The sequence below is a fragment of the Variovorax sp. P1_H12_2 genome, assembly GCF_056405335.1.
On record NZ_JBFUCI010000456.1, the window covers coordinates 1 to 4,840 of the forward strand.

4 protein-coding genes and 1 pseudogene are annotated in these 4,840 nt (G+C 65.8%); all 5 read left to right on the plus strand.

What is annotated here, in order from left to right; translation table 11 throughout:
* A pseudogene (locus AC1D2K_RS29895) lies at nt 1–277 on the plus strand (MFS transporter); the annotation flags it as partial.
* Nucleotides 278–458: 181 nt separating this feature from the next.
* Nucleotides 459–1,766 carry an ABC transporter substrate-binding protein gene (locus AC1D2K_RS29900; protein ID WP_478093460.1) on the plus strand — a complete coding sequence of 436 codons (1,308 nt, stop codon included), beginning with the start codon at nt 459–461 and terminating at the stop codon, nt 1,764–1,766.
* 55 nt (nt 1,767–1,821) lie between these two features.
* A complete protein-coding gene (locus AC1D2K_RS29905) occupies nt 1,822–2,679 on the plus strand; it encodes a carbohydrate ABC transporter permease (RefSeq protein ID WP_478093461.1) in 858 nt (285 codons plus the stop codon).
* 10 nt (nt 2,680–2,689) lie between these two features.
* On the plus strand, nt 2,690–3,514 hold the full coding sequence (locus AC1D2K_RS29910; protein ID WP_478093463.1) for a carbohydrate ABC transporter permease: 825 nt from the start codon (nt 2,690–2,692) through the stop codon (nt 3,512–3,514).
* A gap of 73 nt (nt 3,515–3,587) precedes the next feature.
* Nucleotides 3,588–4,619, plus strand: a complete 1,032-nt coding sequence (locus AC1D2K_RS29915; protein ID WP_478093464.1) for an ABC transporter ATP-binding protein — start codon at nt 3,588–3,590, stop codon at nt 4,617–4,619.
* Nucleotides 4,620–4,840 lie beyond the last annotated feature (221 nt).

Consider the following 4,840-nt stretch of genomic DNA (forward strand, 5'->3'; position numbering starts at 1 on the left):
GCTGTGGACCACGCTCTCGTTTGCCCTGGTGCCGCTGCTGCAGACGCTGATCGTGCAGCACGCCAACGCCGCCCCCAACCTGGCCTCGACGCTGAACCAGGGCGCCTTCAATCTCGGCAATGCAGCCGGTGCCTGGATCGGCAGCGGCATGCTGGCCGCAGGCGCCCCGCTGGCCGGCCTGCCCTGGGCCGGCGCGGCGATCACGCTCGGCGCCCTGGCTCTCGGAGCCTGGAGCAGCCGACTCGACAGCGGCGCGGCACGGCTTCAATCCGCCTGAAACCGGCCATTCCAAGACTCGAGCTCGCACTCGCACATCCGCAGTTGCCCAGATTAGGGATGACACCGATCGTTCGGTGCATCGAAGTATCGGAACAGGCTCAGGAAGTACCAAACCCGGAAATTCGCGTCTCCACAATCGTTGCACGGCGACCCCAGTCGTCGATCAGAAGGAGACAGTCATGAAGCGTTTTCTGAAGGCGGGCCTGGTGCTCGCGCTCGCCGGTGCCGGGCTGGCCCAAGCCGCAACCGAGCTGGTGATCGCGACCGTGAACAACGGCCACATGATCGAGATGCAGAAGCTCGGCAAGTTCTTCGAGCAGGCCCATCCGGACATCAAGCTCAAGTGGGTCACGCTCGAGGAGGGCACGCTGCGCCAGCGCGTGACCACCGACATCGCGACCAAAGGCGGCCAGTTCGACGTCATGACGATCGGCATGTACGAGACGCCGATCTGGGCCAAGAAGGGTTGGCTCAAGCCGATCGCGACCGATGCCGCCTACGACGTCGACGACCTGCTGCCCGCGATGCGCAACGGCCTCTCGGCCGACGGCAAACTCTACGCCTCGCCCTTCTACGGCGAGAGCTCGATGCTGATGTACCGCAAGGACCTGGCCGACAAGGTCGGCTTCAAGATGCCCGAGCAGCCGACCTGGGCCCAGGTCAAGGAACTGGCCGGCAAGATCCACGACCCGAAGGCCGGCGTCTACGGCATGTGCCTGCGCGGCAAGCCGGGCTGGGGCGACAACATGGCGCTGCTGACCACCATGGTCAACACAAATGGCGGCCAGTGGTTCGACATGGCCTGGAAGCCGCAGATCGACACCAAGCCCTGGCACGATGCGATCGGCTTCTACGTCGACCTCATGAAGGCCTACGGCCCGCCCGGCGCCTCGGCCAACAGCTTCAACGAGAACCTGGCGCTGTTCAACGAGGGCAAGTGCGGCATGTGGGTCGACGCGACCATCGCGGCCTCCTTCGTGAGCGACCCGAAGCAGTCGAAGGTCGCCGACAAGGTGGCCTTCGCGCAAGCGCCCGTGGCCGTCACGCCCAAGGGCGCGAACTGGCTCTGGGCCTGGGCGCTGGCGATTCCCGCCGGCTCGCAGAAGGTCGACGCCGCTCAGAGCTTCGTCAAGTGGGCGACCTCCAAGGACTACATCCAGCTCGTGGCGAAGGAAGAAGGCTGGGGCTCGGTGCCGACCGGCACCCGCAAGTCGACCTACGCCTCGCCCGAGTTCATGAAGGCGGCACGCTTCGCCGAGGCCGAGAAGAAGGCCATCGACACCGCCAACGCCAACGACAGCACCTTGCCCAAGTCGCCTTACGTCGGCGTGCAGTACGCGGCCATTCCGGAGTTCCAGGCGATCGGCGTCGCGGTCGGCCAGCAGATGAGCGCGGCGCTCGCCGGCAAGGTCACGGTCGACCAGGCCTTGAAGACCTCGCAGACCGCGGCCGAGCGCGAGATGACCAAGGCCGGGTACTACAAGTAGCCGCCGCCCCCCTCCCCCGACAGGGGGAGGCGCGGGACAAAAACAAAGGTCTGCCATGAACCGACTTCTGCCCCGTGCGCTGATGGCGCCGGCCGTGGTCACGCTCGTCCTCTGGATGCTGGTGCCGCTGCTGATGTCGATCTATTTCTCGTTCGTCAACTACAACCTGATGCAGCCGGGCGAACGCACCTTCGCCCGCTTCGAGAACTTCCACTACTTCATCACCGACCCGGACTTCTGGCCCGCGGTGTGGAACACGCTGCTGCTGATCGGCAGCGTGATCGTGATCACCGTGGTGCTTGGCGTGCTGCTGGCGCTGCTGGTCAACGAACCGTTTCCGGGCCGCGGCATCGTGCGCGTGCTGCTGATCTCGCCCTTCTTCGTCATGCCCACGGTGAACGCGCTGTTGTGGAAACACATGATGATGAATCCGATCTACGGCGTGCTGGCCGACCTGTGGCGCAGCTTCGGCGCGACGCCGGTCGACTGGCTGRCCGACCTGCCGCTGTTCTCCGTGATCGTCATGGTGGCCTGGCAGTGGCTGCCTTTCGCCTGCCTGATCTTCATCACCTCGCTGCAGTCGCTGGACCGCGAGCAGATGGAGGCGGCGCGCATGGACGGCGCCAGCGCGATCCAGCGCTTCGGCTACCTCACGCTGCCCCACCTGGGCCGGCCGATGGCGGTGGTGATCATGATCGAGATGATCTTCCTGCTGTCGATCTTCGCCGAGATCGCGGTCACCACCAACGGCGGGCCGGGCAACGCGAGCACCAACCTCACCTACCTGATCTTCAAGCAGTCGCTGATGAACTTCGACGTCGGCGTGGCGTCGGCAGGCGCGCTGTTCGCGGTGGTGCTGGCCAACATCGTGGCCGCCTTCCTGATCCGGATCATCGGCAAGAACCTCGACTGAGGAGCGACGCATGCAAACCGAGAATTTTCTCTTCCTGGCACTGCGAACCGTCGGCGCCTGGGCCCTCGCGCTGCTCCTGTTCTTCCCGCTCGGCTGGCTGGTGCTGACCTCGTTCAAGACCGAGCTGCAGGCGATCCACGTGCCGCCGCTGTTCATCTTCGAGCCCACGCTGGACAACTTCACCGAGGTGCAGCGGCGCAGCGACTACCTGCTGTTCGCGCGCAATTCGCTGATCACGAGCGTGGGCTCAACGGTCATCGGCCTCCTGATCGCGGCGCCGGCCGCCTACTCGATGGCCTTCTTCCGCACCCGGCGCACGCGCGACATCCTGATGTGGATGCTGTCGACCAAGATGATGCCGGCGGTCGGCGCGCTGGTGCCGATCTACGTGCTGGCTCAAACCGCCGGCCTGCTCGACACGCGCACCGCGCTGACGGTGGTGTTCATGCTGTCGAACCTGCCGATCATGGTGTGGATGCTCTATTCGGCCTACAAGGACATCCCGAACGAGATCCTCGAGGCCGCGCGCATGGACGGTGCCAGCCTCTGGACCGAATTCCGCCACGTGGTGCTGCCGCTGTCGGTCGGCGGTCTCGCTTCCACCGGCCTGCTGTGCCTGGTGCTGAGCTGGAACGAGGCTTTCTGGGCGCTCAACCTGAGCTCGGCCAAGGCCGGCACGTTGGCCACGCTGATGGCTTCCTACTCGAGCCCCGAGGGGCTGTTCTGGGCCAAGCTGTCCGCGGCCTCGCTGATGGCCATCGCCCCAATCGTGGTGTTCGGATGGTTCAGCCAAAAACAACTCGTGCAAGGCCTGACCTTCGGCGCGGTGAAATGAGCTCGCCCCAGTCTTCGCGCACTGCGCCACGGGCGCTTCGAAAAATCACGAGAGATCCTCAAGGAGTCATTTGATGGCCTACCTCCAGCTCGACCACATCAAGAAGAGTTTCGGCGACGCCCACATCATCAAGGGCGTCGACCTCGAGATCGACAAGGGCGAGTTCATCGTCTTCGTCGGCCCCTCGGGCTGCGGCAAGTCGACCTTGCTGCGGCTGATCGCGGGGCTCGAGCCGATCACCAGCGGCCGCCTCTCGCTCGACGGCAAGGACATCACGAACACGCCGTCCGGCAAGCGCGACCTGGCGATGGTGTTCCAGAGCTACGCGCTCTATCCGCACATGAGCGTGTACGACAACATGTCCTTCGCGCTCAAGCTCGCGAAGGTGTCGAAGGACGTGATCAGGACCAAGGTCGAGTACGCGGCCAGGACGCTGAACCTCACCGACTACCTGAGCCGCACGCCGAAGGAACTGTCGGGCGGCCAGCGGCAGCGGGTGGCGATCGGCCGCGCGATCGTGCGGGCGCCGAAGGTGTTCCTGTTCGACGAGCCGCTGTCGAACCTCGACGCGGCGCTGCGCGGCAACACCCGGGTCGAGATCCACAAGCTGCATCGCGCGCTCGGCGCCACCAGCATCTACGTCACGCACGACCAGGTCGAGGCCATGACCCTGGCCGACCGCGTGGTGGTGCTGCGCGACGGCCTGATCGAGCAGGTCGGCACGCCGATGGATTTGTACGATCGGCCGGCCAACCAGTTCGTCGCCCAGTTCATCGGCATGCCGTCGATGAACATGGTCGACGCCAAGGCGATCCCGAGCTTCTCGGCGCTGACCGGTGGCCGGCTGCCGGCCGACGGGTTCCTCGGCGTTCGGCCCGAAGCGCTGCGCGTGCACGCGGGCCCGGGCGGGGGCGCGCCGGCACGGGTCGAGCTGATCGAGGCGCTCGGCGCCGACACGCTGATCCACATCGATGTCGGCGGCGTGCCGCTGGTGGCGCGGCAGAACGACCGTACCGCGCTGCAGGCCGGCGATGCGGTCAGCGTCGAGCTCGATCCCTCGGTGCTGCATTTCTTCAACCGCGAAGGCCGCACCCTCGAAGCATGACGCTCGCCCCCAGGTTGCCCCGCGCTTCGTGTCGGGACGCCCACCCCCTGCCGGGGGCAACRCCAGCGGCCCGGCAAAGCCGGATCCGCGGTGTTTCCCGAAGGGGCCTCGCTTTGCGGCCCCGCACGTTTCATCTCCTGTCACGCGCGATGGAGAACACAGAATGACTCATCCTCCTTTGTCCGAATTCGTGGTGCTGCACCTCGGGCTCGGCTCTTTCC

Bases quoted from the DNA above. Each gene is read 5' to 3' on its own strand.
- AC1D2K_RS29910 (WP_478093463.1), top strand. From the start codon at position 2,690: ATGCAAACCGAGAATTTTCTCTTCCTGGCACTGCGAACCGTCGGCGCC.
- AC1D2K_RS29915 (WP_478093464.1), top strand. From the start codon at position 3,588: ATGGCCTACCTCCAGCTCGACCACATCAAGAAGAGTTTCGGCGACGCC.
- AC1D2K_RS29900 (WP_478093460.1), top strand. From the start codon at position 459: ATGAAGCGTTTTCTGAAGGCGGGCCTGGTGCTCGCGCTCGCCGGTGCC.